The sequence below is a fragment of the Aedoeadaptatus ivorii genome (genome assembly GCF_900638585.1).
Lineage (GTDB): Bacteria > Bacillota > Clostridia > Tissierellales > Peptoniphilaceae > Aedoeadaptatus > Aedoeadaptatus ivorii.
On record NZ_LR134523.1, the window covers coordinates 1,152,501 to 1,177,997 of the forward strand.

At 46.4% G+C, this 25,497-nt stretch carries 24 protein-coding genes and 1 pseudogene (1 of these 25 cut by a window edge); 4 read left to right on the top strand and 21 right to left on the bottom strand.

Going from position 1 to position 25,497, the window contains the following annotated elements; translation table 11 throughout:
• The 10 genes and pseudogenes from EL294_RS05760 to EL294_RS05805 form a co-directional block, all read right to left on the bottom strand.
• Nucleotides 1–372 carry the 5' end (the start) of a heavy metal translocating P-type ATPase gene (locus tag EL294_RS05760; RefSeq protein ID WP_232006463.1) on the bottom strand. 1,473 nt of this gene lie to the left of the window's left edge, so 372 of the gene's 1,845 nt are visible here — the first part of the coding sequence; the start codon lies at nt 370–372; the stop codon falls past the left edge of the window.
• 15 nt (nt 373–387) lie between these two features.
• Nucleotides 388–609 (bottom strand): cation transporter, encoded by a 222-nt coding sequence (locus tag EL294_RS08060; protein WP_003145146.1) that lies wholly within the window; start codon nt 607–609, stop codon nt 388–390.
• Between the two features lie 115 nt (nt 610–724).
• Entirely contained in the window at nt 725–946 is a 222-nt protein-coding gene (locus EL294_RS05765) for a cation transporter (RefSeq protein ID WP_003145146.1), read from the bottom strand.
• A gap of 145 nt (nt 947–1,091) precedes the next feature.
• Nucleotides 1,092–1,460: an ArsR/SmtB family transcription factor gene (locus EL294_RS05770; protein ID WP_003145044.1), complete on the bottom strand. Its 369-nt coding sequence runs from the start codon at nt 1,458–1,460 to the stop codon at nt 1,092–1,094.
• 134 nt (nt 1,461–1,594) lie between these two features.
• Nucleotides 1,595–1,741 (bottom strand): DUF1413 domain-containing protein, encoded by a 147-nt coding sequence (locus EL294_RS05775; RefSeq protein ID WP_094754402.1) that lies wholly within the window; start codon nt 1,739–1,741, stop codon nt 1,595–1,597.
• A gap of 375 nt (nt 1,742–2,116) precedes the next feature.
• Nucleotides 2,117–3,679: a recombinase family protein gene (locus EL294_RS05785; RefSeq protein WP_126466323.1), complete on the bottom strand. Its 1,563-nt coding sequence runs from the start codon at nt 3,677–3,679 to the stop codon at nt 2,117–2,119.
• Nucleotides 3,672–4,088, bottom strand: a complete 417-nt coding sequence (locus EL294_RS05790) for a recombinase family protein (protein ID WP_126465725.1) — start codon at nt 4,086–4,088, stop codon at nt 3,672–3,674. The genes EL294_RS05785 and EL294_RS05790 overlap by 8 nt, the downstream gene beginning before the upstream one ends.
• Nucleotides 4,081–5,643: a recombinase family protein gene (locus tag EL294_RS05795; protein ID WP_126465726.1), complete on the bottom strand. Its 1,563-nt coding sequence runs from the start codon at nt 5,641–5,643 to the stop codon at nt 4,081–4,083. Before EL294_RS05795 ends, EL294_RS05790 begins: the two co-directional genes overlap by 8 nt.
• A gap of 59 nt (nt 5,644–5,702) precedes the next feature.
• Nucleotides 5,703–5,912, bottom strand: coding sequence for an SHOCT domain-containing protein (locus tag EL294_RS05800; RefSeq protein ID WP_126465727.1), 210 nt, complete (start codon nt 5,910–5,912; stop codon nt 5,703–5,705).
• A 607-nt stretch (nt 5,913–6,519) separates the two neighbouring features.
• Nucleotides 6,520–7,734 (bottom strand): annotated as a pseudogene (locus EL294_RS05805) (MATE family efflux transporter); the annotation flags it as partial.
• 7 nt (nt 7,735–7,741) lie between these two features.
• On the opposite strand from EL294_RS05805, the gene EL294_RS05810 reads away from it, so the two are divergent.
• Nucleotides 7,742–8,110, top strand: coding sequence for a hypothetical protein (locus tag EL294_RS05810; RefSeq protein WP_126465728.1), 369 nt, complete (start codon nt 7,742–7,744; stop codon nt 8,108–8,110).
• 135 nt (nt 8,111–8,245) lie between these two features.
• The gene (locus tag EL294_RS05815; protein ID WP_164715242.1) at nt 8,246–11,773 is read left to right on the top strand and encodes an S-layer homology domain-containing protein; all 3,528 of its coding nucleotides are present in this window, start codon (nt 8,246–8,248) and stop codon (nt 11,771–11,773) included.
• A 267-nt stretch (nt 11,774–12,040) separates the two neighbouring features.
• Here the strand turns inward: EL294_RS05815 and EL294_RS05820 are convergent, their stop codons facing one another.
• The 5 genes from EL294_RS05820 to EL294_RS05840 form a co-directional block, all read right to left on the bottom strand.
• Nucleotides 12,041–12,775 (bottom strand): replication initiator protein A, encoded by a 735-nt coding sequence (locus EL294_RS05820; protein ID WP_126465730.1) that lies wholly within the window; start codon nt 12,773–12,775, stop codon nt 12,041–12,043.
• Between the two features lie 451 nt (nt 12,776–13,226).
• A complete protein-coding gene (locus tag EL294_RS05825; protein ID WP_126465731.1) occupies nt 13,227–13,844 on the bottom strand; it encodes an SAP domain-containing protein in 618 nt (205 codons plus the stop codon).
• Between the two features lie 24 nt (nt 13,845–13,868).
• On the bottom strand, nt 13,869–15,143 hold the full coding sequence (rlmD, locus tag EL294_RS05830) for a 23S rRNA (uracil(1939)-C(5))-methyltransferase RlmD (protein WP_126465732.1): 1,275 nt from the start codon (nt 15,141–15,143) through the stop codon (nt 13,869–13,871).
• The gene (locus tag EL294_RS05835) at nt 15,143–15,949 is read right to left on the bottom strand and encodes a CvfB family protein (protein ID WP_126465733.1); all 807 of its coding nucleotides are present in this window, start codon (nt 15,947–15,949) and stop codon (nt 15,143–15,145) included. The genes rlmD and EL294_RS05835 overlap by 1 nt, the downstream gene beginning before the upstream one ends.
• On the bottom strand, nt 15,946–16,518 hold the full coding sequence (locus EL294_RS05840; RefSeq protein WP_126465734.1) for a hypothetical protein: 573 nt from the start codon (nt 16,516–16,518) through the stop codon (nt 15,946–15,948). The genes EL294_RS05835 and EL294_RS05840 overlap by 4 nt, the downstream gene beginning before the upstream one ends.
• A 144-nt stretch (nt 16,519–16,662) precedes the next feature.
• Here EL294_RS05840 and EL294_RS05845 point away from each other — a divergent pair, with 144 nt between their 5' ends.
• Nucleotides 16,663–18,933, top strand: coding sequence for an ATP-binding cassette domain-containing protein (locus EL294_RS05845; RefSeq protein WP_126465735.1), 2,271 nt, complete (start codon nt 16,663–16,665; stop codon nt 18,931–18,933).
• Nucleotides 18,934–18,977: 44 nt separating this feature from the next.
• Here EL294_RS05845 and EL294_RS05850 read toward each other — a convergent pair whose 3' ends face one another.
• The 4 genes from EL294_RS05850 to EL294_RS05865 form a co-directional block, all read right to left on the bottom strand.
• Nucleotides 18,978–19,253, bottom strand: a complete 276-nt coding sequence (locus EL294_RS05850; RefSeq protein ID WP_126465736.1) for a hypothetical protein — start codon at nt 19,251–19,253, stop codon at nt 18,978–18,980.
• A gap of 70 nt (nt 19,254–19,323) precedes the next feature.
• Nucleotides 19,324–19,788: a YbaK/EbsC family protein gene (locus EL294_RS05855; protein WP_126465737.1), complete on the bottom strand. Its 465-nt coding sequence runs from the start codon at nt 19,786–19,788 to the stop codon at nt 19,324–19,326.
• Nucleotides 19,789–19,797: 9 nt separating this feature from the next.
• Nucleotides 19,798–21,618, bottom strand: a complete 1,821-nt coding sequence (typA, locus tag EL294_RS05860) for a translational GTPase TypA (protein ID WP_126465738.1) — start codon at nt 21,616–21,618, stop codon at nt 19,798–19,800.
• 105 nt (nt 21,619–21,723) lie between these two features.
• Nucleotides 21,724–22,116 (bottom strand): ATP-binding protein, encoded by a 393-nt coding sequence (locus tag EL294_RS05865; protein WP_126465739.1) that lies wholly within the window; start codon nt 22,114–22,116, stop codon nt 21,724–21,726.
• A gap of 234 nt (nt 22,117–22,350) precedes the next feature.
• Here EL294_RS05865 and rd point away from each other — a divergent pair, with 234 nt between their 5' ends.
• The gene (gene rd / locus EL294_RS05870; RefSeq protein WP_126465740.1) at nt 22,351–22,512 is read left to right on the top strand and encodes a rubredoxin; all 162 of its coding nucleotides are present in this window, start codon (nt 22,351–22,353) and stop codon (nt 22,510–22,512) included.
• A 39-nt stretch (nt 22,513–22,551) separates the two neighbouring features.
• Here the strand turns inward: rd and yihA are convergent, their stop codons facing one another.
• Together yihA and lon are read right to left on the bottom strand one after the other, a co-directional pair.
• Nucleotides 22,552–23,154: a ribosome biogenesis GTP-binding protein YihA/YsxC gene (yihA, locus tag EL294_RS05875; RefSeq protein ID WP_126465741.1), complete on the bottom strand. Its 603-nt coding sequence runs from the start codon at nt 23,152–23,154 to the stop codon at nt 22,552–22,554.
• Nucleotides 23,144–25,471 carry an endopeptidase La gene (gene lon, locus EL294_RS05880; protein ID WP_126465742.1) on the bottom strand — a complete coding sequence of 776 codons (2,328 nt, stop codon included), beginning with the start codon at nt 25,469–25,471 and terminating at the stop codon, nt 23,144–23,146. Before lon ends, yihA begins: the two co-directional genes overlap by 11 nt.
• Nucleotides 25,472–25,497: the final 26 nt, after the last annotated feature.

Below are 25,497 nucleotides of genomic sequence, written 5' to 3' on the forward strand. Positions count from 1 at the left end.
AAGTTCATCACCTTTTTTAACATTTGCATAATCTGGTCGAATATCCATAAGGCTTGCAATTGACTTTCTCGACTTGCCAACTGCATAGCTTTGAAACAGTTCTCCAACTTGATAAAACAGCATAACTGCAACACCTTCAGGATACTCACCAATAAAAAATGCACCAATTGTTGCAATACTCATTAAAAAACTTTCATCGAAAACTTGACCTTTAAAAATATTTTTTACAGCTCTTTTTACAACATCTCCACCTACAATAATGTAACTTATTATAAAGAGAGCAATCTGTAACCATTCGTTATTTAAACTAAGCAATACTGCTGTAGCTAACACGGCTGCACCAATAATTATTCGCCATAGTCGTTTTGTCATACTAAATAGCCTCCTTTAAGCCTTTTTCATAGTTGTATCGGGTTCGATTTTTTTAACTATTTTTTCGGCCTCTGCTATTATTGTTGGCATTTTTTCATCCTCACCATCAATAACGAGTTTTGTGGTCATAAAGTTAACAGTAGCTTCTTTCACTCCATCAAGCTCATTAATAGCCTTTTCCATTTTTGCCGCGCAATTTGCACAATCTAAACCTTCAAGTATAAATTTCTTTTTCATTATTAAATCCTCCTAAATATTATTCGTTATTTAAACTAAGCAATACTGCTGTAGCTAACACGGCTGCACCAATAATTATTCGCCATAGTCGTTTTGTCATACTAAATAGCCTCCTTTAAGCCTTTTTCATAGTTGTATCGGGTTCGATTTTTTTAACTATTTTTTCGGCCTCTGCTATTATTGTTGGCATTTTTTCATCCTCACCATCAATAACGAGTTTTGTGGTCATAAAGTTAACAGTAGCTTCTTTCACTCCATCAAGCTCATTAATAGCCTTTTCCATTTTTGCCGCGCAATTTGCACAATCTAAACCTTCAAGTATAAATTTCTTTTTCATTATTAAATCCTCATAAATATTATTTGTAATTTTATTTTGAATACTACAAGTCTTTTTCAAATTTTCTTGAAGCATTGCTCATTTGAAATGAAGACTTAAATATATTCCCAAATATCTTCAAAAAATATTCTATTCTACCGCATTACTACTTCTCGTTGATATGAATTAGACCTTGGTCAAATATTTCTCTTACATGATCATCAACTAATGAATAATATACTACTTTGCCTTCTTTTCTGTTTTTCACTAAATTAGCTTGTTTTAAAACTCTCAGCTGATGGGAAATTGCTGATTGTGTCATGTTAAGTAATACAGCGATATCACAAACACACATTTCAGCTTCATGTAAAGCCCATAATATCCTGATTCGTGTTGAATCTCCAAATACTTTAAATAATTCTGCTAGATCATAAAGGCTTTCTTCTTGAGGCATTTTATCTCTAACTTGATTTACAATATCCTCATGAATTACATTGCAGTCACATCTTTCAATTGAATTAAATTTTTTAGTCATATTATGACCTCCTTTTAAATCATTTCATCTGAATACTTGGACAATCATTCATACGTTGTATATTTATTATATTATTGTTTTTCTCTTGTGTCAATAGTTATATGAGAATTTATTCAGGTGTTTTTTTATATTATTTAAAATATCTCAAAAACATCTACTAAGACATTTGTACAGTCCTTTCTCGGTATCCTGTTCCATACATATCCTTTAAACAAATCCTTAAAAATAAAGACTTCTCCTTCGTACAAGTTTTCGGTTTCTTTAATAGCTTCATCTAACAGCTTATTACATCACTCATGTGGTCAACTCCTTATCAATAACCTTATAAACAACATTTTTGATAATATCACATGTATAAATCATGTAAAAGTCAATGCAAAAACCGCCAATCAAGAGAACCTAACTCTTAATTGACGGTTTATATTAGTATTAAATCATACTTCCATTTCAATTCCAGATTTAAAGCATATTACAAAGTGGTCATCATAAACACTAACATTCTGGATAATCTTCCTTACTAGGGTATCATCATATGTTTAAAATATAAAACGAAATTTATTCAAACAAAACCATAAACTGAACTTTCAATCCAATCTTGTAGTAGGTCATATGTCATGTATTATATAAAGCAAAAACAGCCCTATATCTAGAGCTGTCTATTTGCTAATCTCGAATTCCAATCCTGATTTGAATATCACTTTAAGCTTCTTTTCATATACTACTATCTTATCTACTAGTTTCCTTACTAAATCTTCATCGTATCTTTCTATTTCTAATTCTTGATTGTCTAAAAATCCTTCTAATTCCTTTAGTCTACTTTGTTCATTCTTCTCCTCCGCTAAATCTAGAAGTATCTTTTCTTTCTCATTCCTTAGCTCTTCCACCCTATTTGCAAGGTCTGTGTAGTCTTTCTTGGCATTAGCAACTCTTAAAAGTTCTTCTTGAACCGCCAGCATTTCTTTGTCTATCTCTTCTATTCCACTACTTCCATCACCTGTGATGGCTTTTTCTATATTCTCTTTTATTATTTCTTTTAATTCACTACTTTCAGAAATAAGCTGATTGATGGCTTCCACAACCGCCTCTTGTAGATCAGTCTCTTTTATGGTTCTTGCATGGCAGGCATCTGGTCCATGGGTTACTCTTGTACAACATCTCCAAACAGTATATTTCTTTCCTCTATTATTCCATGCTATTCTCCTGTAAATATCCCCACATTTAGAGCAGTAGACAATACTTGAAAGAGCGTATTTGCTGGAATAAATTCTTCTCTTTCCTTTGCCGCTCACCATATTAGCTCGTCTATCCATTTCTTCTTGGACTCGCATGAAGATTTCTTTTGGTATGATGGCTTCGTGACTATTTTCTACATAATATTGAGGTGCAATTCCATCATTCTTTACCCTTTTCTTATTTAGGAAATCTACAGTATAAGTCTTTTGTAAGAGGGCATCCCCCATGTATTTCTCATTAGTTAATATTTGATTGAGGTTTGATATATGCCACTTCTTATTCCCTGCCCCATTTACTATCTTGTCTTTCTCAAGCCCTTCCTTTATATCTCGTAGGCTTGCTCCTTCTAAATATTCTCTGTAGATTCTTTTTATAATTTTTGCTTCTTCAGGAACGATGACAAGTTTTCCCTCTTCGTCTTTTGTATAGCCTAAAAACCTATTATGATTTACCTGGACTTGACCTTGTTGAAATCTATATTGAAAGCCTAGCTTCACATTTTGTGATAAGGACTGACTCTCCTGTTGGGCAAGAGATGCCATAATGGTAAGGAGGACTTCTCCCTTGGCATCCATAGTGTTGATGTTTTCTTTTTCAAAGTAAACTGGGATGTTATTCTCTTTTAGTTTTCTAATATACTTTAAGCAGTCTAGTGTATTTCTAGCAAACCTCGATATGGACTTTGTGATGATGTAGTCTATGTTTCCTTCCATGGCTTCTTCAATCATTTTATTAAAGCCAGCTCTTTTCTTGGTATAGGTTCCACTGATTCCTTCATCAGAAAAAACTCCCGCAAATTCCCATTCTGGATTTTTCTTAATATAGTTTGTGTAATGTTCTACTTGAGTGTCATAAGAAGTTGCCTGTTCATCACTATCTGTTGATACCCTTGCATAGGCAGCTACTCTTAGTTTCTTCTTTTCTGATTCCTTGATGGAATTTCCTTTTTTCTTCTTCGCTGGTATTACTATGACCTTGCTATTCATCATCTATCACCTCGATTAAATTGTACTTGTGGCTTGCTCGTTCAAAGGGATCTATGGGCAAATTCTCTTCCTTCTTATATCTAAACTTGCAAGGAACTTTAATAATCTCTTCTTCCTTTTCCCAAACTCGTCCCATGGCCACTGCCCTTTCCTTTAACATTTGACCTGCCTTTTCAAAACTTTCTCTATCTATTATCTTGGGATAGATTTCGTTTCCTAAATATTTTTCATTAGTCAACATTCTTTTGACACTGGAGCTGTTTTTCTTCAAGCCTGCAAGGTCTGCTGACTTTATAAGAGCATTGCCAGCAAGATAGTTTTTAAAGATTTTTCTTATATTCTCCGCTTCTGTTTCTTGAACTTCTAATCTTCCATCTCTTATGGTATAGCCATAGCATAACCTAGACATCTTCTTTCACTTCCTCTCTTAATACAAGTCCACACTTTAAATGAAAATCAAGAGTCTCTCTATTAACAACCTGAATGTGGTCTATAATTTCTTCAAACAAGTCACCTTCAAAGCGATCTGTCAGTTCACTTTTTCCTAAGATTCCTATTAGCTTTTCAAGTTCTCTTATTTCTTCATCATTTCCAAGGATGGCTTTTTTACTTCTTTCCTTTTCCCTGAGTAGATAACTTTCTTCACTTGAAATTTCACTGCTTTCTTTTGCGTAAATACTTGCATCTAAAACTCCCGAAGTTATTAGTTTATTTAGAACCTCTTTTCTTTCCTTTAGTTTTTCTAAGCTTTCTTCTATTTTATTTATCTTCTCTACTTCTTCCTTGCTGTCCACTCTCTTTAAGGATTCTAAAAGCGGTGTAAGGATATTATCTTTTCCAAAGATTAGCTTGTTTACTAAAGTCACAAATGCCAGTTTTATGTCCTTGTCTTTTATAAACTTCATAGAACACTTATTAATATTTTTAAGGTGTTCACTGCAAGTCCAAGCTATATATTTATTTTTGCCATTATAGTGGTGTCTTCTTTTAAAGGTTGAACCACACTCTCCACACTTGATTTTCCCCGATAGGCTATATCTATTTTGGTATCTTTTAGTGTTTTCTCCATTTCCTTTTGCTATAGCCCTTATCTTTATTAGGTCTTGTACTTTTTCAAAGTCCTCTCGACTTACAATGGCTTCATGGTTATCTATTATTTTATACTGGTCTTCTTCTCCCTTATTTTTATGCCTCTTGTAAGTATCGTCTGTATAGGTCTTTTGGTAGATGACGTCGCCTATATATTTTTCATTTTTTAAGATTCCATTTATAGTCGACCCGTGCCAGCTTGCTCCTTTTTGTCCTTTAATCTTTCTTTTATTTAGGTTCTCTGCTATTTTATGTGTTCCCTTACCTGCAAGATACTGTTCAAATATTTCTTTTATGATTTTTCCTTCTTCTTCATTCACTACCATCTTTCCGTCTATATTCTCATAGCCATAAGGTGGGCTTGAAATAATAAACGTTCCATTTTGAAATCTTTTCTTTATGGACCATTTGTTATTTTCTGATATAGACCTGGACTCACTTTCTGCAAGGGATGAAAGTATGGATAACATCAACTCGCTTTCCATGGTTCTTGTATCAATGTTTTCTTTTTCAAAATAGATACCAATGTTTAAATCAAGGAGTCTTCTTACGATTTCCAAACAATCTGTCGTGTTTCTTGCAAGCCTTGAGATGGATTTAGTTAGGATAAAGTCTATTTTTCCGTCTTCACAGTCTTTTAGCATTTTTAGAAGTCCATCCCTGCATTCTTTCTTGGTTCCAGTGATGCCTTCATCAAAGTATAAACCTGCAAAAGTATATGAATTGTCCTCTGCAATCATCTTTTCGTAGTGTGCCTTTTGCGTTTTAAGACTCACAAGCTGAGCTTCCTCATCAGTCGATACTCTTGCATAGGCAGCAACTCTTAATGTAGATTCTTCTTTTTGATTTGCTTCTATTTTTGTTATCTTTTTCATCCATTCAACCTCCTTTCTGCTAATGCTATATTCCCGTACAAATGAGTATATATCAAGTCTTATAGCAATAATTCTGAAAGAATAGGTCTGAATCTTTTAATGTTTTCTCTTCTAATTTTCCTATATTCTTCAAGGCTAATTTCATCTAAAAGAAAGAGATCCTGGATAAATTTATCCGATAGATAAAAGTTAAGCTCTGCCTTTAAATCACTTTCAGTATATTCAGTCTTTACAACTTCTTTTTCACCTTCAAACTTCTCTACTCTCATACTCCACCTCCTATATCACAGGCAAAGAAATCAAGCCTATTTTTAACCTAATTTTCTTTCCTCTATATTCCTTAGGACAAAGGAAGTGTTTTTGAGTAAAAATTAAATAATTAAAAAATTTAGATGAAAAAGATCTATCAGTATTCCTGTACGAATACCAATAGGTCAAATATAATATTTGATTTTTATGTAATGATTCTGTTCTTTAAGGAGGGTCTCAAACTTTCTCTATTTGGATACAATTTAATGCTTTATTTTTAGAATGAAATTTTGTGATTTTGCACATCCCTTTTTAAAAGTGTTAAAATGTATGTAAAATATTGATTTTTATCTACCAATATCAGATGAGTATTCTTTTACTATAAGGTTTTCTGTTTTTCAGTCTTCATGTATGCTTGTAAGTTCAAGGAACAAAAAAAGAGGACTCCTGCTCTTGGGCATGGTTAGTCCTCTAAAATGAATGAAACTCTTTCTGATAAGAATTATATTTAATTTTTTAACTGAGTTATCTAGCTTATAAACAGCGTAAACCAAAGAAAAAAGGTAAATTTACTTTAATTATATTTATTTGCATATTTCCCTCCATTCTTTTAAATAAACCCACTTATTATTCATTACTTGAATTTTTCAAACTAATTTTATCCATCCTATTTAATTCCCCAAACATCATTACTACACCAACTATTATCATAATTAAATCTACAAGTGGTTCTGCAAACCATACTGCTTTAACTCCAAATATCATTGGTAAAATAATCATAGCAGGTACGAATAAAAATAACTGCCTTAGCATGACTATTATGCCAGCTTTTTTAGCGTTTCCTATTGATTGGAAGAATGTTATAGTCATTACCATTACTCCATATAGGATAAAGATAGAATAAAATAGTCTAAAGTTCCCTATTCCCTGAGTTATAATACTTTCTTCTACTCCAAATAAAGAAAGTATATTCTTTGAAAATGCTAATGCTGGTATCCAAAATATTGATGCAAGAACTAATCCTCCGATAGAAAATACTTTCATAGCTTCTTTTACTCTGTCGGATTTTTTCGCTCCAAAATTTGTACCAACTACAGGTTGTAAACCTTGACTCATTCCCCAAAGTGGAATGAATGAAAAGGCATATATTCTAAGTGTTGCTGCCATCAAGATAGCATTTGTATCTCCGCCATATTTAAATGACATTTTATATAGCATTGTTTGTTGAATCATAAATAAAATTTGCATCATCATAGCAGATGACCCTACGCCAAACATTTCTTTTTTTATTTCCTGATCAGGTTTGATTTTATTTATTTTTACTGCTTTACTTTTATATTTGAAGTAATGGAGTGTTATTATCGCTTGAACAAATTGTGTTGTAATAGTTGCAAGTGCAGCCCCTTCTATTGCGTATTTTCCCATTAATTTCATTAGAATGGGATCAAGAATGATATTCAGTAAAGCTCCAAGTCCCATTATCATCATGGCTTTTTTCATTAATCCTTCTCCACGCATAACCATGTTTGCTGATTGAGTAAAGTTTACAAATAAAGAACCAATAAAAATTACTCGTAAATATCTGATACCATATTCTTTAATTTCTCCACTTGCTCCAACCATATCTAAAAAATGTGGTGCAAGTAAAATTCCGCCTATTGTAATAATTGATGAGAATAGAATAACCCAAAAGATTAAATTCCCCATAATTTTATCAACTGTTTTTTTGTCGCCCTTTCCTATAGCTCTTGATAAAACCGATGCTGAACCTACACCAATAAGTGTAGATACACCACTATTGAAAAATGTAAGTGGCATAGCTACACCACAGGGGGAAACGGACATTAGCGTGGAGGAATCCCGCCGCCTGCCCTACTTGCAAACCGGCGACGTCTTTATTTCCTCCTCGCACCTGGGCCGCACCACCTTCGCCCGCATCCGCATGGCGAGAACCACCTCCCCCCACACGGAAAATCCCTTCGACGAGCTGAAAAAGGTCAAGACCGCCTCCCAAGACCAACTCCTGAAAGCGGCGGCGGAACTCTTCCCCATCTCCACGGCCAACGACATCCTCGCCGTGCTGCCGGAGCTGGAAAAGCGCGGCCTCTCCTTTACCAGAGAAGGCCTTATCAGCGCCCTGGACCAATTGGCAGAAGAAGGAAAAATCCAACGCAGCGTGGATTTTTTAGGCAACAGCAAATACGAGATGGTGGAATAAGAAATAGCGTGGACAAACGGACATGGAGGGTGTCCGTTTTTTGTTGTAGAAAAGAAATCATGGGAATCATAGTAATAAGCAAATTTATTGACTATAATGGAGCTATCAAAGGAAGTGAAGGATAAGGAGGTAAAAATGAGAAAGTGGAGATTACTTGCGGTGATCTGCCTGTCATTATTTGTCATGGCGCCGCGTGCGGCATTTGCGACAAGCCATAAGGTAAGCACCGTCGATGAATTTAAACAGGCCGTCACAGATGCGGCAGATGGAGACGAGATCATCCTGAAAGACTTAAAACAACCGAAAGATTTTCAGGGTGTGGAAATTGCCATTAAAAAGAATCTGACCATTAAGGCAGAGTTGGAGTACGTGACCGAACCAACCATGTTTAAACCAATCAAAACAAACATCCAGGTGTGGGAGACGGCGATATTAAAAAATCTCAGCCTTGATGTTGCCGAAGGCAAGACATTGACTTTGTCTGCCGTGAAGATTTACGGAAATGAAGGCGTGGCCCCCATTCATGGTAAAGGGAATCTGACAGTCACCAATCTTTCCGGAATTATCGCCGCAAAGGACATGGCCGCCGTCAACCTTCCCGCCGGCACCGTAGAGGTGAAGGAAATTAAGGGAAAAAAGAATGTACCCACAGATTACAAAGAGATAATAGAAAAGGTCAAAGCAAGTGGTGTGACGGACTTTGGCTATCTTTATGTCAACAGAAAGAATATGGCTGATGTCAATAGAATCGTCGGCGGCGACGACGACACCAAGGCCAGCGAAGCCATTATCGCCAAGAACTTTATGATGACCGACACGAACAACCGAGGCTTTGAGATCAAAGCCGGAAACAGTAAGGAGGGCGAAGGAGCCTTTGCCATCCTTGCCGATAATGTAAATATAGACATTCGCCAGGCGAAACCGGGAGACTATACGAAAATTCTCATCAAAGGCGGTGACGGTCGCTACCCGGGAGGAGCCATTCGAGGGACGAATCTAAATATCGTCGCCGGCGGCACACCTACTGCCATGAACGGCATTCGCCCCGGTGCAGGCACCACGCCAAATCCTAGTATTGAACCGGGAAGCGACTATTATGTCGGCGTCGTGGAAGTGAAGGACGGCGGTAAGCTGGATCTTGGCAAGGGAATCGAAAAAAGCGGACAAAGCCATTTGGCGGGCTTCTATCAAAGTTACTTTCACGGTCCCACCATTCTCGCCAAGGGAAATGCCCAGGTGAACATCCACGGCGGCACCGTGACAGGCGCCTTGGGGAACCCGAAAAACGGCCAAGAGGCCCTCGCTCCTCGTGCCGTCATCGAAATGGATAAGGGAAAATTAAATGTGACATCGACAAATGTCGATACTGTCGTCGAGGGCGGATACGCGACCTTCGGAAACTTAGATGCCATGATTCTTTCTGAAGGCGACGTTCTTCTTTCCGGTGATAAGGTCTCCGTCATAGGGCCGGGTTTTCCCAACGTGCTCAATTCAGATGGTTACGCCGAGGCCAATGGGCCTAAGCGAGGTGCTGCCGGTGTAAAGACCACAGGCAATGTCACCGTCACTGAAGGTGCCAACGTCAAGGGCGGTACCATTAATAATCTTTTGATTGAAGACGACGCGCTTAAAAACGAGTATCGCACGGGCTCCGGCATCGTCGGTGCCAATAAGGTCACCATTAGTAATGGCGCCATCGTTCAAGGTGACGGCCTCTTCACCTATAAAAAGGGAGAATTAGAAGATGATTTAAAATATCGAGCATACAATCTATCCTCCGGCTACGGCGTAGAGGATGTCAAGGAACTGGTCGTCGTTGACGGCTTTGTCCATGGCGGCGATTCCAATTCGACAAAGGATCAATGTACGCCACAAAGTGTTTGTTCGGGACGCGGCACGGCGGGCAGCGGAATTAAAAACGTGCCTAAGGTCGAAATCAAAGGCGATAGCCTCGTCACCGGGGGCTCCTCTGTAGGGGATGTCAATGAAGATAACATTAGGAAATATTTCTTTTTCGGCAAGCTCGAGGCGGGTCACGGCATTGACAATAGTGGCATACAAAATGACGTCGTTAATATCTCCGGTTCCGCCAAGGTTTACGGCGGCAACAGCGGCACGAAAGCCGGCCACGGCATTGTCGGTTCGGATAAGATTGTAGTCGCAGATGATGCTCATATTTCCGGCGGTGCCTGCCGAAAACTGGTTGACGGAGCACCTGCAGGGAGCGGTATTTACGATGCTACTGACGTTACCGTCACCGGCGGCGTCGTAGAAGCGGGGAACCACGCCTTCCAAAACGACTACGACTACATGAAAAACATGATGGATAAAACGACGAAGGGAAAGGACTATGCAGGTGCCTCTTCCGATGCCGTGGCCATTCACGCCAAAGGTTTGGTCCTCGTCGACGGAACGGAGAAGAAGCCGGAAATAAAATCCCACTTCAAATCTGCGCCCGTCGTGAAACTCGTGAAGGATGATGCGACTTTTATTCTCGGAAAAGGCATGGCCAATGCGGGAAAAGATTCATCGAACTTAGTCGAAGGCGGACGTTACCACGTGGACATCTTTAAGGACAACGAAGTGAACACCGTCACGCTCGTCAATGGAGCGGACGAAACCCAAGGCCTTCGCTACAAGGACGCTTCCACCCCTCTCTACCGCGTCCTCGATAAAGACGGAGATAAATACGTGGACGCCACTGTGAACGGAGCGATACCCATCGAAGTAGCGGGCTATAAACTTTATGCTAAAGATACGCCCATGGATCTGAAATTCCTTTCCTACGGAAGGAAGATGAAAGATCAAAAGGAAGCTTACGGTTTTATCGAAGAGAAAGATGCAAGCAAAAAAGCCATCACAAAAATGGTGGGCGACAACTTGTTAATCGATAAACCGACGCCGCCCACACCTCCGACGCCGGATAAGCCGATAAATCCGGACAAACCGGTGACGCCTCCGACGCCGGGAACTCATTACAAAGGCGGATCCATGATTATGCCTGAAGTCAAGCTGAACACCAGGGATCACTTTGCCTATCTCTTCGGCTATCCGGACAGCACCTTCCGTCCCGACAAATCCATGACTCGGGCGGAAGTGGCGGCTATGTTCGTTCGCCTCATGGAAAAAGCACCGGATGCTTCCGCCGTGTCCTTTAAGGACGTGGCTCCCAGCGCCTGGTATTACGACTACATCGCCAAGGCAGAAGCGGCGGGCATATTAAAGGGCTACGAAGACGGCAGCTTCCGTCCCCAAGGAGAAATCACCCGGGCGGAATTTGCGGCCATCGCCACCCGATTCGACAAACTTAGCCCGGCGCCTATCGCCTTTACCGACGTGGCGAATGATTACTGGGCTCACGACGCCATCGCCGCCGCTTACGGCAAGGGGTGGATCGCAGGCTACGAAGACAACACCTTCCGTCCCGCACAAAATATTAAGCGCTCGGAAGTGGCGACCCTGACCAATCGGGTTTTGAATCGTTACGCCGATAAGGACTGGGTACAAGCCAATCGACAAGCCATCGTAAACTTTACGGATGTAAACGAAAACCACTGGGCCTTCTATCCCATTACGGAAGCCACCAATGGCCACGATTACACGAGAAAATCCGACGGCAAAAACGAAACGTGGATTCGATTAAATCACCTCGAACGTCGCTAATAAGAAACGGGCATCATCAGGTGCCCGTTTTTTGTATGAAGTTTTCATCCACGAAAAAAAGCGCCCCGCCGGACGCTTTATCGTGAAGAAAGAGTTATCATATGGCGCTTGAAGAATGAAATTTTCATAAAAAAAGTAGTGTAAATATATTTTTAGGGGGTAAAATCCTAATGTATGACGTGGGGGGCGGGTGAAAAAAGTCGAGAAATCCTGCAATTTTTCGAAAAAACAATGGTCGGAACGCCTTTACAACGGAAAAAGCCTGTGCTATAGTAAAACTATACACAAGCGGTACGGTTTGTTGTTCCGGTTAATTATCGTTGCCTTGTGGTCTTGATACTCTCTGTTATTTGCTTTCATATATGACGACAATCTATCAATGTATTCATTAATTCTGTTTCCCAACTCATTTGTTAAGTCCTTGTATTCTTCATCAGTCAAAAATATATTTTTATATATTCCATAAGGCTTTTGCCCTTTATTAAAATCATTATTTCTTAACTCATTATTACTAATATTGTTATAGTTACCTTCCGATTTTCGGAAATCTTGAAGTCTGTTATTCGGAGTTCTTGAATTCCGATTATCGGAAGTCTGGACTTCTGCTTTTCGGAAATCTGGATTTCTATTATTTGAATCATAGAAAACACTCATAAAATCCTTAACATATATCCTATTTGGTTTTCCAAGTCCTTGTCTTTTCTTTTCTATCAATCCAATTCCTGATTTTGTATCAAGCTCATTTATAATCTTTAATGCTTTATCATTAGCACAGTTAAATTGCTGTTTAATAGCATCCATTGTGTAGTAAATAAAGACTTTTCCATCTTCATCTATCCAGCCATTTTTATATGAAAGACCCATTCGATTAAGCATATATGAATACAAAACTTTAGCTTCAATAGAAATGCTCTCAAAAATCTCATCTTCCATTAATACCATAGGTAACCTAATGAAGTTATAAATCTCAGATTGCCTATTATAAAAATAATCAAAATTCATTCCTGCCTCCTTTCTTTGAAATAAAAAAAGAGCAGCCTTATTTAAGCTACTCTTGTAGAAAGTATAAAATGGGTTTTATCTTATTATATTTTTCTTTGTGTCTCCTCATACCAGTTGCAAAACTACTCTTACGTCCATGTAGTTTTTTTGGGTCTTTTTGACGTATCCTTCTTCATCTTTATCGAAGACAAAATGCTTATAAAACTGCTTAAAATGCAGGATTTCTATATTTACATCTTTTGTATCAACGCTATAGTCTCCACATGCCTCGAGTCGTCACTATGGATAAAAATTTCGTTTTTATGTTTTCGCAAACATATCATCGCCTTTTTTAGTATTTTCCTCGTATTGGCAAACATATCATGGATGTTTTTATACTAGTACGTATTCAGGAACATATCGAGTTTTATGTTTTTGATATATAATACACATTCTATAATGTAGAATTTACTCATTTACGATATTTTTTTATTTTATCTGCATATTTGCTTAGAAGCTCTTTTGAATATACTTTACTTTGGTTAGATTCTCTCACTTCGTTCCAAAGAATTGCAGCAACTTTCATCTTATTAGAAAATTTATCACTACGTTCATCTAAGTTAAAATCTTTTACAAACTGGTTCCATTGGTTAGTAGAATTATCATATTTTGCGTAATCAGAGTCTCCATTATATACATCAAACATATCTTTAATGGTAAAATTTTTGTCGTTCTTTCTTTTTACTTTTCGCCAAGCTTCTGCCATATTCGCATTAAATTTAAATGGCTTAATTCCAGTTTGCTCTGAAAAATAGTCCCTAAATTTTTGATTGAATGAAAATCCACATTCCAGTAATGGGGTATTTAGCGTTATATTATCAGTTATCTTTTTATTTTTATTCCTTGAAGATTTTTTTATTTTATTTCCCTTAAAATATTCTTCTATAATATGATTCAGTTCCTTTTTTGTTCCTCTATATTCTAATCCAAGAGTCTTGCAAACTTTTGATAACTCCTCTCGATACCAATAGTATCTGTTGAATTCTTCAAATGATTTTATATCTTTAAAGTCAGGTCTATTTTCTAACATACACTTTCCCTCAAATCTTTTTTTCTATTGGTTTGTCATCAATACTACCGCCTCCACATGGGCCGAACGCGGGAACATATCGATCGGTTGCACGTGCTCTACCCGATACGCATCGCCCAGCAGGCGAATGTCGCGCGCCAAGGTGGCGGGGTTGCAGCTGACGTAGATGACGCTGGCGGGAGCGGCTTCTTGTATGCTCTTGACGACGGTCTCATGCAGGCCCGCGCGGGGCGGATCGCATACGATGACGTCGATGGGGCCTTCTTCTACCAATCGAGGCAGTATGTCCTCCGCGGCACCGGCGATGTAGCGAACGTTTTTGACGCCGTTTTCTTCGGCGGTTTTGCGGGCGTAGTCGACGGAATCGGCGGAGATTTCGACGCCGACGACTTCTTTTGCCTCCTCGTGCAGGGGCAGGGTGATCATGCCGATGCCCGAGTAGAGTTCTACGACGGTATCCGCGCCTTTGACGGCATCGGCGACGCCGCGGATGATGGCTTCGGCGCCTTCAGGGTTTACCTGAAAGAAGTTGGTGCCGGCGATGCCGTAGCGGTAGCCTGCGAGTTCTTCGGTAATGGCCGCCTTTCCATAAATATGGGTGAGGCGTTCTCCGTAGTGGCCCTTTTTCGATTTGCGTTCGGAGTAGTAGAGGCCGCTTACGCCGTGCTCTACGGCAAAGGCGACGGCGGCGGTTTTGGTTTTTTCGCGCAAGGGTTGATCCCCTACGAGGATCAGGAGCACTTCGCCCGCCCGATTGGTGCGGATCCCCACAAAGGAAAGCGCGTCCAAGAATTTTTGTCCCGTAAGGGCGAAGAGGATGCGATTGCCGCTATCGGTCTGCATCATACAGCGCTTTACCGGCACGGATTCGCCGTTTTTGCCGTAGAGGCAGAGTTTGCGGTCGCGCACGTGAAACTGCATATGGTTTCGGTAGGCGCTGTCGCCGCCCCGCACCAGGACGTCCTCGACGTGTGTGGGCTCGTCGCCGATGCGCGCCAGGGCATCTTCGATGCGCTTTTTCTTCCACGCCAGTTCCGCCTCTCTGGAGAGTTCCAGAAACGCACAGCCGCCGCAGTCGGTGTACGGACAGGGGTTTTTGGCCCGCAAGGCCGACTTTATTAGGGTGCGGAGAATATGCGCCTCGTAGAAGCGCTTTTTCTTTTTGGTGATTTCGACTTCTACCACATCGCCGATATGGCCGCCGTCGAGGAAGACGACGGCGCCGTCTACCTTGCCGATTCCCCTTCCCCTATGGTCGTAGTCGACGATTTCGAGTTCCGCATGATCGAAAACTTCCATTATTTGCGTCTCGTTTCTTGTTTGCCGGGCACGGCTTTGCCTTCTTTGTAGAGTTTTCCGACGGCGCGCTTGAATGCCTTTTTCGTAAGGCCGGTGATGCGCATAATCTCTTCGGGATCGGATTTGTCGCCCACGGGCAAGACGCCGCCGTATTCGCCCATCATATCGTAGAGGACGTCGGAATCCTGCTGCATTTCGATATGAGCGTAGTCGCGGAGGCTCAGGGTGAGTTTGCCGTCGTCGAGGACGGTCTGTACCCGCGCCTCTACGGCATCTCCCGCGCGGTATATGCCCTTGAGCTCCTGCTTGGGCACCATGCCGTCGAAGGTGTCGTCCACCGCCACCAAGGCGCCCATGTCGCCGGTATGGTAGACGGTGCCTTTTACGGTATCGCCGCGCTTATAGGGGCTGTCGGTCCGTAGGGCGTCTTTGATCTGCATGCTCATCGCCAAACGCTCGGATTTGTCCACATACATGGTAAAGAGGTAGCGCTCTCCTTCGGCGATGCGCTCGGTGGCCTCGGAGAAGGGCAGCAGAATGTCCTTGGGCGCGCCGATGTCGACGAAGTAGCCGATTTTGGACTTATCCAATACTTTGAGGCGCTTTACCTCCCCCACCTGAATATAGGGGGTTTCGAGCATGCCGGCGATTTGTCCATTGTTTTCCCTATACAAAAATACCGGTCGGATCTCGCCGTCTTTTGCGCGCATTTTTCCGTGGATCGGCACTTCGTTTTCTCCTTCTCTCGCCCAGAGGTATTTTCCCTTTTGCACGAGCTCCATATCTTGTACGATTCCCAGTTTCATTTTCGTCCTTTCTCCAATAGCGCCTTCGCCATGGTCTCATAAATTTCTTTGCCCCGGCCCGTTAGCGTCGATCCCAATTCGTAAAATGCGTGGGTGGAATCGGCGCTCTTCAAGAGGGCGTCGAGGGCGTAGTAGCTGAATGCGTCGTGTCGGCCCAATTCTTCTACGATTTTCCGCGCCTGCGTCTTGTGGCTCAGGTCAGTGAATTGGGTCAGGTATATGCCGAATTTTACGGCTTCTGTTACTTCGCTGTCGCGCATTAGGAGGATGCTTAGGCCCAAAAAAGGGCGGTCCATTTGGTCAAAGGCGTAGAGCCAGTTTTCAAAATGGGATTTTGCCTCCATGGCGCGGTGCTTGCGAAAGTAGTTTTCGATGTGTGGAATGCTGAAGGGTTCCCGGGCAAAGTATTCCATTATGCCCACGTCCAAGGCGTCGGTGGACACACTTTGGACTGTCTCTTCGCCTTTTAGGACGGCGAGTTCGTAGCTGCCGTCCTCGGCGGAATCCAAGGGGATGTCTTTTACGACCTTTTCGTATACGGTCTTCGGCTTTTTTCTGAAAGTAAACATAGCGCCTCCTCGTATCATTTTCCCACAGCAAAGCCGCTTTTGCAATTCGCCCGCGCGCGTTCGAGGCGCCTTTGCCGACGCGTACCAAACCCTGCTTCGGGTATAGGTGAAATGTATCCCATACAGAAACAGAAAGAAGGAACCATGGAAGATCGAATCATTTTGGAGGGACTGACGCAGAACAACTTAAAAAACATCAGTCTGTCTCTTCCCAAAGAAAAGCTGATCGTCTTTTGCGGTCTATCGGGCTCCGGCAAGAGTTCGGTGGTGTTTTCCACCTTGGCGGCGGAGAGCCGGCGGCAAATGACGCGCAATTTTTCCCAGTATCTGCGGCGCCATATGCCGCTCTTTCCCCGCCCGGAGGCGGAGTCCCTTCGGAATCTGAGCCCCGCCTTGGTAGTGGAACAGAGGCCCATCGGCGCCAATGCACGCTCCGATCTGGGGAGCTATACCGAAATCGGCCCGCTGATCCGCCTGTTGTTTTCCCGTGCCGGGGTCCCCTCGTTGGGCTCGGCCACCGACTATTCCAAAAAATCCGCCGTGGGGCGCTGCCCGACTTGTGCGGGAAAGGGGCTGATTGTCGAGACGGATCTCTCGAAATTGGTGGATGAAGACAAGTCCTTACGCGACTACGCGGTGCGCTTTAAGCCGCTTTCCCCTTCCGGCTGGCAGGGGCGTTGGATGATCACCGGCGGCACCTTTGATCCCGATCTGCCGATCCGCGACTGGCCCGAAGAGAAGCGCCGGCTATTTTTTTATGGCCCCGAGGACGCGGAATATGTGATTATGCCCTTTCATACCAAAAACGGTCCCCATCAGGCGAAGTGGGACGGCCTGGTGCCGCGCTTCGAGCGGCTGTATGTGAACCGCGATATTTCGGATCTGAAGGAAGTCGATCGCGACGACGTACTCGCCATGACCCGGCACAGCACCTGCCCGACCTGCGGCGGAAGCGGGCTGAATCCCAAGCTCTTGACTTCGAAGGTCGCGGGCAAGCATATCGTCGAAGTCAACGAACTGGAACTCACCGAACTGGTGCGCTGGCTCGATGCCGTGGACGACCCGCTGGGCACGCCCATCGCCAGAGAAGCCGCCGAGACGACGCGACATCTGATCCGCCTGGGGCTCGGCTATCTGCGCCTTTCCCGCGCGGTGGCGACGCTTTCGGGCGGCGAATCGCAGCGGGTAAAGATCGCCCGCCAGCTGGCATCGAGTTTGAACAATCTTACCTTTATCTTCGACGAACCCACCACGGGCCTGCACGCGAGCGAGGTGGCGGGGCTCGTAAAGGTGCTGCGGGATCTGGTGGATAAGCACAATACGGTCGTGGTGGTGGAACACAATCCCATGGTGATCGAAGCCGCCGACGAATTGATCGAACTGGGCCCCGGCGCCGGCGACGAAGGGGGCGAGCTGCTCTTTCAAGGGCCGCCCGAACGCCTCCCCAAACAGACGCCCACGGGTGTCTATCGCAACCGGCCGCTTGCGCTCAAGCCGTCGTATCGCAGCGCGAAGGACGCGTTTTCGATCGAACACGCCCGGGTACACAATCTCAAGGATCTGTCCCTTACCATCCCCAAAGGTGTTTTCTTCGCCGTCTGCGGCGTTTCGGGCTCGGGCAAGAGTTCGCTGATTCTCGATGCCTTCTACCCCGCGCACAGCGAGGACACCGTGCGGATCGATCAGAAATCCATCGGCATTTCCTCCCGCTCTACCCTGGCGACCTATATGGGGATTATGGACGACATCCGCAAGATCTTTGCCAAAGCCACCGGCAAAGACCCCGGCCTGTTCTCCTTTAACTCCCTGGGCGCCTGCCCGGATTGCGGCGGCAAGGGCTATCACGAGCCGGATATGGCCTTTGCCGATCCCGTAAAGCTGGTGTGCGAAAGCTGCGGCGGCCTCCGATATTCCGACGAGGCGCTTTCCTATACCTACCGCGGCAAAAACATCGTCGACTTTTTGCGCCTCACCGCCAAAGAGGCCCTTGCCATCGCCGAAAACGACAAGATATTGCACCGCTTGAAGACCCTGGAGGCCGTGGGCCTCGACTATCTGCGGCTGGGACAATCGACGGCAGATCTTTCCGGCGGCGAGCTGCAGCGCTTAAAACTCGCGAGCCGCCTCCAATACGAAGGGAAGATCTATCTGATCGACGAACCCGCCACGGGGCTCCACCCCCGGGATGCGGAGCATATTCTGCGCCTGTTCGACACAATAGTCGATCGGGGCAACAGCCTGATCATTATGGAACACAATCTCCGCTTTCTCGCCGCGGCGGATTGGATCATAGAACTGGGCCCCGAAGGCGGAAAGCGCGGCGGGCATCTGCTCTTTGAAGGCACGCCCGAAGCGCTTCTCCGTGCCGATACGCCGACGGCGCATTGGTTCAAAAAGAGAGTGCGGCAAAAATAAAAGTGCTCCGGCAAAGGCCGAAGCACTTTTGTTTTTTATTCGCATTACATTCTCTGCGCCACATGTCCGATGGTATCGGCCACCCATTCCCGTATGTCGGGCATATGGTCCCGCGCATAGGCGACGGAACCCTCGGCGGCGCTCACTACGTCTTCTACCCGGGCGCCGTCGGTCTTGTAGTACAGTCTTTGCAATGTGCCGTTGGAAAATAAGTACGCCATCAGGAGAAAGAATACGAGCAGGCGGCGGATGCGGCGACGCCGTCTCTTTCTGCGCTTTTTCTCCCGTCTTTCGTCGATAAATCCGTAAGCGGTATCCATTTCTCTCCTCCTTTGCTATGAGTATAACAGACAATATCCAACAAATAGCAAAGAGAGGGAGAACCTCCTTCTACTTTGCCACATCCACCGCGCCTTCCGCGTCTATGGCTTCGATCAATTCATCGGGGCGAAAGCGACAGACGGCGTAGGCCGAGCCGCAGGCGGGGTAGACAATGTCGTAAGTGCGAAGGCTCTCGTCGACATAGAGCTTTACGCCTTCCTTTACGCCGAAGGGCGTGACGCCGCCGACTTCGTGGCCGATTTCGTCCGCCACCTCTTCGGGCGACAGCATTTTCGCCTTGGTGCCGAAGGTCGCCTTAAACTTTTTGTTGTCGACCCGCTTGTCCCCCGCCATCACGATCAAAATCGGCGTGCCGTCTTTGTCGCGAAAGGTAAGGGATTTGGCGATCTCGCCTTCGGTAACGCCCAGGACTTCTGCCGCCATAGAAACGGTGGCGGTCGAGTCTTCGGTTTCTATGAAATGTGCCGTGAGGCCCTTTTTTTCTAAGAATGCATAGGCTCTTTCCTTCGACATACTGCCCTCCTATTTGTTCTTGTTGGATTTGTACCGCCGGTTGGAATCGAGAATGGTCTTTCGAATGCGGAAAGACTTGGGGGTGATCTCGATCAGCTCGTCGTCTTCGATAAATTCGATCGCCTCTTCCAAGCTCAGGTCCTCGATGGGAGAAAGGCGCAGCGCATCGTCGCTGCCGGCGGCGCGGACGTTGGTCTGCTTCTTGGTTTTGGTGACGCTCACCTCGAGGTCGAGCCCCTTGGGGGAAGAGCCCACCACCATGCCCGCATACACTTCTTCGCCGGGCTCTACAAAGAGATCGCCGCGGTCTTGGGCGTTGTGCAGACCGTAGGCGGATGCCACGCCGGTGTCGAAGGAGATGATGGAGCCGGTCTTGCGGCGGGGAATGTCGCCCTTATAGGGGGCGTAGTTTTCGAATTCGGAGTTCATAATGCCGTTGCCCTTGGTGTCGGTCATAAATTCCTGGCGATAGCCGATCAGGCCGCGGGCGGGAATGCGAAATACCAAACGGCTGTACCCGCCGCTGGGTTCCTGCATGGTGAGCAGCTCGCCCTTTCTGCGGCCGAGTTTTTCGATGATGGAGCCGATAAATTCCTGCCCCACGTCGATGGTGACTTTTTCCATGGGCTCGTGGCGCTTGCCGTCGATTTCCTTAAACAGCACTTCGGGCTTGGAAACCTGAAATTCGTAGCCTTCCCGGCGCAGGTTTTCGATTAAGACCGAAAGGTGCAACTCGCCCCGGCCGCTGACCTTAAAGGCATCGGTGGAGTCGGTGTCTTCGACCTTGAGACTCACGTCGGTCTCCAGCTCCCGGTAAAGGCGGCTGCGAAGCTGTCTCGAGGTGCCAAATTCCCCTTCTCTGCCGGCAAAGGGAGAGTTGTTGACCGAGAAGGTCATCGCCAATGTCGGCTCGGAGATTTTGACGAATTCCAGCGCCTCGCCGTGTTCCGGATCGGTGATGGTGTCGCCGATATTGATGGATTCGATTCCGGTCACCGCGACGATATTGCCGGCGGAGGAGCCATCGGTCTCGACGCGGTCCAAACCTTCGAATTCGAAGATCTTGTTGATCTTCACCTTGCGTCTGAGCGTCGGCCGGGCGGCGTTTACGAGGAGCATTTCGTCGCCCTTGTCGATGGTTCCGTTTTCGATCTTGCCGACGCCGATTCGGCCCACATAGTCGTTGTAGTCGATGGTCGAGATCAAGAGCTGCGCGGGTTGATCGACATCGTCGGTGGGCGGGTCGATGTGCTCGAGGATCGCATCGAACAGGGGCTTCATATTTTCCCCTTTGGTTTCGGCGTCTTCGCTCGCCCAACCTTGTTTCGCCGAGGCGAAGATAAAGGGAGAGTCGAGCACGTCTTCGTCGGCTCCGAGTTCGATAAACAGATCCAGGACTTCGTTCACCACTTCGTCCGGACGGGCGCCGTCTCTGTCGACTTTGTTGATGCAGACGATCAAATCGAGGCCCAATTCAAAGGACTTTTTGAGGACGAATTTGGTCTGGGGCATGGGTCCTTCAAAGGCGTCGACCAAAAGCACCACGCCCGATACCATTTTGAGCACCCGCTCTACCTCGCCGCCGAAGTCGGCGTGGCCCGGGGTGTCGATGATGTTGATCTTCGTGTCCCCGTATCGGATGGCGGTATTCTTTGAAAGAATGGTGATGCCCCGCTCCTTTTCGATGTCGCCGGAATCCATAACCCGCTCGGCGACGACCTGGTTGTCCCGAAACACCCCGGACTGGCGGAGCAATACGTCGACCAATGTGGTCTTTCCGTGGTCGACGTGGGCGATGATGGCGATATTTCTGATTTCCCTGGATTCCATACAATTCCTTTCTCGGCAAAAGCCTCCATAAAAATAGGATCGGTCAAGCCAATCCTCTAACTCATCTATTATACAGCAACGGCCGCGTTTGTAAAAGATGCCGCACTAAATATTCATATGACAGCGAATGGTGTTGCCCTCGTATCGGACCGATTCGCAGATGGATTCCACCAAAAACAGACCCCGCCCGTTACATCGCGTGCTGGAACAATCGAAGGCCTCTCGCACCGTGTCGATGCCGCGCCCTTCGTCCCGCACGACGATGGAAACGGTCTCGGGACCGAGTTCCACGAGCAGATATACTTTTTTGTCGCTGTCCCAATCATTGCCGTGCTGCGCGCCGTTCAACAACAGCTCGTCGATGATCAGCCGAATGTCGTACTGTAAATCTATATCTGAAATATAAAAGGATACCTGTCGCATGGCTTCGGCGATAAAGCCGCGCAGCGAAAGCATATCGCTCTCGACAGATCCCTCGATGGTTCTTAGCTCTTTCAAAACTTCACCCCTAATTCTATTTTTATTGTACCCAATTCTGTGCTTCTTATACGGGATTATTTTTTTATTCTTTTCTGTTTTCTTTTCGGTCCCTGCGCGGCGATTTGTTTCGGTCTTCGGACGAGCGCGTAAAATATTTTTCCCTTCGGTTTTAAATTTTCGGTTTTAGAATTTCGGTCTCGAGGGTATAAAAGGAGTAAGACAAAGAGTTAACTTTTGAAAGGAGTTCTATTCATGGAAAAATACGAATGCACAGTTTGCGGATACATCTACGACCCGGCAGAAGGCGACCCGGACAATGGCGTAAAGCCCGGCACCGCTTTTAAAGACATTCCCGAAGACTGGGTATGTCCCCTCTGTGGCGCAGGCAAAGAAGACTTCGAAAAAGTCGACTAAGAAATACAGAAACGGCGTGTTCTACAACACGCCGTTTTTTTATTGCCGTTTTCGATGAAATTCCGCCATATTTTCGATGACGTCCCAGAGTTCGGGCACCGCCTTTTTGTCGACGGCGCTAAAGGGAAAGATCAGATCCGTGTTTTCTATGGAGAGCGTCTTCTTGATGACAGAAACGGCCTTTTGCCGCTGATTGTTCGACAATTTGTCCGCCTTGGTGGCCACCACCATGCCGGCAAATCCGCTCTCTATGATCCAATCGTACATCTGCCGATCCTTTGCCGAAGGCGCATGGCGCATATCCACCAGGAGGATCAGCTCCGAAAGATTCTCGCGCTCGGCCAGGTATTCGTTGATGGTCTTCGCCCAGGCGTCCATATCTTTCTTCGACGCCACGGCGTAGCCATAGCCCGGCAGGTCGACGAAGCGCAATGCGTCGTTGACCCGATAAAAGTTGATGGTGCGGGTCTTGCCCGGCTTGCCGCTGGTGCGGGCGAGGTTTTTTCGGCCGAACATGGCGTTAATAAAGCTGCTCTTTCCCACATTGGACCGTCCGCAGAACGCAAACTCCGGCAGATCCGCCGCGGGGTACTGCGCCGCCTTGACGGCGACGCGCTCGAGCTCCAGTTGTTTAATGACCATCGGCAATCGCCTCTTTGATGACTGCTTCCATGCTTTCGACGGGGATAATCGTAAGCCGCGCGATCGAAGGCGAATCCATTTCCTTGAGCTCCCGCTCGTTCGCCTTGGGGATGAGCACGGTCTTGACGCCCGCCCGCTGGGCGGCGAGGAGCTTTTCCTTGAGGCCGCCGATGGGGAGCACGCGCCCCCGTAAGGTGACCTCGCCGGTCATGGCGACCAGTCGGTTTACGGGCTTTTCCGTCAGCGCCGAATAGAGTGCGGTGGTCATGGCGATCCCGGCGCTGGGGCCGTCCTTGGGAGTGGCGCCGTCGGGAACGTGGATGTGGATGTCGTGTTTTTCCTTAAAGTCGGCGGGAATGCCGATCTCTTCGCTCTTGCTCCAAATATAGCTGAGCGCCGCCTGTGCGGATTCCTTCATGACATCGCCCAGCTGGCCGGTAAGCTGCATTTTGCCCTTGCCGGGGACGATATTGACTTCGATCCCCAAGAGCACGCCGCCGATCGAGGTCCACGCCAGGCCGTTTACATAGCCCACCAGATCTTCCTCTTCCACCGTATCGCGCAGCGCCTTTTTTTCGCCCAGATACTTGCTCAAGTTGCGATTGGTGATCTGCACGCGCTTTTTGTCGCGTTCCAGATATTCCAGCGTCACCTTGCGGACGATCTTCGCGAGTTCCTTGTCGAGCATGCGCACGCCCGCTTCGCCCGTATAGCTTTCGATTACGGTGTCGACGGCATTGTCCGAGATGGTGATCTCCTCGGGATCATAGCCCACGTCCTTGAGATGCTTGGGCCACAAGTGGCGCGTCGCGATCTCGCGCTTTTCCTCGGGGGTGTAGCCGCCGAGGCGAATGATCTCCATCCGGTCCAATAGCGGCGCGGGAATGGTCTTGGTGGTATTGGCGGTGGTGATAAAGAACACCTTGGAGAGGTCGAAGGGCACCTCCATATAGCGGTCGGTAAAGGTGTTGTTCTGTGCCGGGTCCAATACTTCCAACAGGCCCGATGCGGGGTCTCCGCGGTAGTCGTTGCCCACCTTGTCGATCTCGTCCAACAGAAAGAGCGGGTTGTTCTTCTTCGCCTGCTTCATCAAGGTAAGCACCCGCCCCGGCATAGAGCCGATATAGGTGCGTCTGTGGCCGCGAATTTCGCTCTCGTCGGTCATGCCGCCCAAGCTCATGCGCACATAGGGCTTTTTCAGCGCTTTGGCGACAGAGGCGGCGATGGAGGTCTTGCCGACCCCCGGCGGACCCACCAGGCACAGAATGGGCGACTTGGCATTGGAGGATTTTTTGCGCAGGGCGATAAACTCGAGGATCCGCTCTTTGATGTCCTTCAACCCGTAGTGCTCGTCGTCCAAGATCTTTCGGGCCTCGGCGAGTTCGTAGTCCTCCTCAGCCTCTTCACACCAGGGCAGATCGAGGACCCAATCCAAATAATTGGTGATGCCCGCGTATTCGGGGGAGGCGCTGTTCATGCGGCCGAGCTTCTGCAGTTCCTTCTCGGCCTTTTCCCGCACGGCGTCGGGGAGCGCCTTTTCCTCGAGCTTTTCCCGGTAATTGTCGATCTCTTCTTCCTCGTCTCCGCCTTCGCCCAGTTCCCGGCGGATCACCTTCATCTGCTCTTTGAGGAAGTACTCCTTCTGGCTCTGGCTCATATTCCGCTTTACCTTGTCGTCGATGGCGTTTTCGATGGTTAAAAGCTCGATCTCGCGCGAAAGCACCATATGCAGAGTGGTGAGCCGCGCCTTAATGTCGATCGCATCGAGAACCGACTGGGCGTCTTCCGCCCGTAAATTGACATAGCCCGCCACGGTATCGGCAAAAGTCTGCGGGGTGTCGTAATTAATCACCGAATCCAAAAGTCCCGGATAGATCTTGTTGTTTTTTTCGATATATTCGTCGAGATCCGCCTCTGCCATGCGCAAAAGCGCCTCCATTTCGGCGTCCATGTCTACTTCTTCTTCCTCGAAGACATCGACTTGCGCGCGAATATAGCTGTCGGAAAAATCCGACGCGACGATGCGTCCCCGCGCATGGCCTTCCACCAGCACGCGTACGATGTCGCCGGGCAGGCGCAGAATCTGGTTGATCTTAACCAGGGTGCCGATTTCGTACAGGTCGTCGATTTCCGGCTCTTCCACGTCGGGATCCTTTTGGGTGGTCAAAAACAGATAGCCGTCCCCGGCATCCGCCCGCTCGATGGCGGCGACGGATTTTTTGCGCGCGGCGTCGAAGTGGGTGATGACGTGGGGCAGAATGACCATGTCCCGAAGGGCGAGCAGGGGAAATGCCTCTCGTTTTTTTACTGTTGCCATAGATACTCCTTATACAAAAAGGCCCA